The sequence below is a fragment of the Syntrophomonas sp. genome, from assembly GCF_028707975.1.
Classification (GTDB): domain Bacteria; phylum Bacillota; class Syntrophomonadia; order Syntrophomonadales; family Syntrophomonadaceae; genus Syntrophomonas.
In genome coordinates this window covers 1-3,066 of the sequence record NZ_JAQVZX010000162.1, presented here as the reverse complement: position 1 = coordinate 3,066, position 3,066 = coordinate 1, and the positions used below count along the sequence as shown (strand labels likewise).

At 45.6% G+C, this 3,066-nt stretch carries 3 protein-coding genes; all 3 read right to left on the bottom strand.

Annotation, left to right across the window (positions count from 1 at the left end):
* The coding region (locus PHP87_RS11685; protein ID WP_299921575.1) for an efflux RND transporter periplasmic adaptor subunit at window positions 1-871 on the bottom strand (871 nt) is incomplete at its 3' end.
* A 352-nt stretch (window positions 872-1,223) separates the two neighbouring features.
* Window positions 1,224-1,811, bottom strand: coding sequence for a Uma2 family endonuclease (locus PHP87_RS11680; RefSeq protein WP_299921573.1), 588 nt, complete (start codon window positions 1,809-1,811; stop codon window positions 1,224-1,226).
* Between the two features lie 113 nt (window positions 1,812-1,924).
* Window positions 1,925-2,890: an Rpn family recombination-promoting nuclease/putative transposase gene (locus PHP87_RS11675; RefSeq protein WP_366942947.1), complete on the bottom strand. Its 966-nt coding sequence runs from the start codon at window positions 2,888-2,890 to the stop codon at window positions 1,925-1,927.
* Between the last annotated feature and the right edge of the window lie 176 nt (window positions 2,891-3,066).

Here is a 3,066-nt window from a genome sequence, read left to right as displayed (position 1 = left end):
ACATCCCTGACTTAATTTTACCATCCGCATTGGACAGACTGACCTTCACCGAATAACTGCGCTTAACCGGATCCGGCACCACGGAGACACTTTTCACCTGCCCTTTAAAAGGCTTCTCCCCCGCGGCCTCTATAGAAAGATCAACCGCACTGCCCACTTGTACATAGCTTACTTCCGCTTCGCTCACCAGCAGCTCAATTTCTAATTCCCCAGTATCTGTTACTATGGCGGCCGGCATCTGCGGATTGGCCGTTTCCCCCAGAGAAAGATTAATACTGCCCAATAGCCCGTCTATAGGGGAAGTCAAGTTGCAACTTTCCATCTGGTTCTGCAGGCTGGCCAGAGCCGCCTCTGCCTGGGCTACACTGGCGGCTACCGCCCCCGAATTCAGGGATTCGTACCTCAGTTTTTCCGCTTCAAACTGGCTGTCGGAAATAGCTCCCGCCTTATGCAGTTCTTCATTACGTTCAAAATTCTTCCGCGCGTTTTCCAAGCTCAGCTCATTAGCTACCTGGGCCGCACGCGCCCCGGCCAAACCCGCCTCTGCCTGCTTCACCGCCACATTCAGATCTTTGCTGTCCAGGCTGAGTAAAACCTGTCCAACCCTCACCCTCTGCCCCGGTTGTACGTGAATCGCCGTAACCCGGGCTGGAATCTTGGGCATTATGTATACCTCGTTCTCGCCCCGCACCATTCCCGAATAACGCATACTCTTGGCGATATCGCGCTTTTCCGCCGGGGCCGTGTTGACCGTCAATGCGCTCTCCTTGACCAATTCCTTTTCCTTACCACAACCTGTTGCCAGCATTGACATTGAGATCAACAAAAACAGCAATAAATACAGCCCTTGGCTTTTTCCTTTTCCCTTCACGGGTTCCCCTCCCCACAATCAAATAAGCATATAAGCTCCAAAATATTTTCCGACCGACTGGTAGGTCGGTTATGGTAAAAGTATAGCGCTAAGGGCAAAAAGCGTCAATAGCAGGAAATCAAAGGTATATAGGACAAGAGGAGAGGTTCCTTGTCTTATGTGGCAGCATAACCAACTACACAAGACAATAAACCTTTCCCCTATTCCTACCTGATAAATACCCGTTTTGCTTTTTTCCCCTGGCTGTTCTTGGCATGGCGTTCACTAGCTTTTTGAGGTCTGGTTTATCATGACTTGACAGTCTCGTGGCAGTCTTGACTTGGCAGCCACAAGAACCGTCCCCGCAGCAGTCTCACTCGCCAAATACCAAAGCCAAATCAATTTCCAGATCAGGGAGGATGCCGACCTCAACCTTGTCGTTATCCGGGTATTGGTACAGCCCGCTTCGTTCGTACTTGTTACTTTCATTAAGCATATAAACATCTATAGCCTTATCCAGGGGAAATACCAGCCAGTATTCTTTGACTCCACTACGCTCGTATAAATGGAATTTATCCTGCAAGTCCTTTTTGGCAGTAGCGTGTGATAATATTTCCACTATAAGATCCGGAGCACCTTTACAACCCCTTTTGTCCAGCTTGTTCTTATCACAAATTATTACTATATCAGGCTGCACTACCGTTGTAATCTCTTCGTCATTCTCGTTACCCTGGGGCAATCTAACATCAAACGGCGCATCAAAAACTTCACAGCTTTTACCTCGTAAATAATTGGCAAATTGCATTTCGATATCCCGTGAGATTCTTTGATGTTCGGTTGAAGGAGCCGGACTCATATTATAGGGTACCCCATCAATAAGCTCCCACCTCTCCTCATCCGGCCATTTAAGATAATCAGCATAGCTATATTTCTCATCTTGTTTCTTAATCGAAACCCCCAAAAACGACACCTCCTTCAGCTTCACAGGGGGACAGTCCCCTTGTGTCCCTTTGTGTCACGACCTGGCTCGGTCGCTCCCGTTCCCGTGGCAGGCCGTGGCAGGCCCTAATAGTGTTAAATATGCTTTTTTATCTCTTCCAGGCTTTCATAATCTAAAATGCCATCAATCATAATATCCAAAGTTGGTGGGTTTAATCTTGATATCCCCGTCTTAATTTCCTCTGGTAACAATCCAAATTTTTTAGTCAGTAATTTTATAGCAGTTCTTGCAAGAGCATTTACTTCTCCTTCTTCCATACCTTTTTCCATGCCTTTTTCCATACCTTCCTTGAGGCCTTCCTCGCGGGCTGACTCAATCCTGGTTATCTGGTCGCGGATTTCCGCTTCCCTGGCTTCATAAAGCATTCTGGCCTTTTCATCCTGGCTTACTATTTCCAGAATACTCAAGGCCTTTTTTATCTCCTCATTTTTAGTGGCCAGCATTTCCATCACTCCTTTGGATCTTCCGTCAATGAACTCCATCCACTGGGTTACGGGTTCGCTTTCATCCTTTTCTACAGCTTCATCAAAAAGCTTGGGCAGTTCTAAAAAATGTATCTCCAGGATGTCCGTCAGTTGGTAGCCGGTTTCATCTTCAGTCAAGTGGTAGCAGCTGTGCAGTTTATTAAGGGGAATGCATTTGAAGTCTAATATATTTATGGTTACGCATTTTTTAAGTACCGCATAACTATCCCCGGCCCGGGCCTGGGAACTATACATTTTACTCCAATAGAATAAAGTCCTGGCCGGCATGAATTGGGTGGGCAGTATCTGAATCTCTATATCTATCTGTTTGCCGGAGCTCATTTTAGCCCTTACATCCAGAATTCCTTTCTTATCTTCCGCAAATTCTCTTAACAATTCGTTGTTGATTATCTCAATACCCGCAAATTCCTCCACCTGCATTTTTAACACCGCACTGAGAAAAGCAATCAATATATCTTTGTTTTTTTCATCACCAAAAATTAGTTTGAATACGAAATCAATTTTAGGAGACATAATAAAGCGATCATCTATCTTTTTTGTCTTCTTTCTGCCCACTCTATCGCCCCCTTTTATTTACAGTATAGCATAGCTATAGAACACTTTACAGGCACTTGACCTTCTATTAAAAAGGTTCAGAAAGAAAGACCAACTACAGGAATCGTTCCCGTAGCTGGATATTTTCCTTCTGTTTAGGAATCAAGGAACCTGTCCCCCTGATGGAGGGACACAAG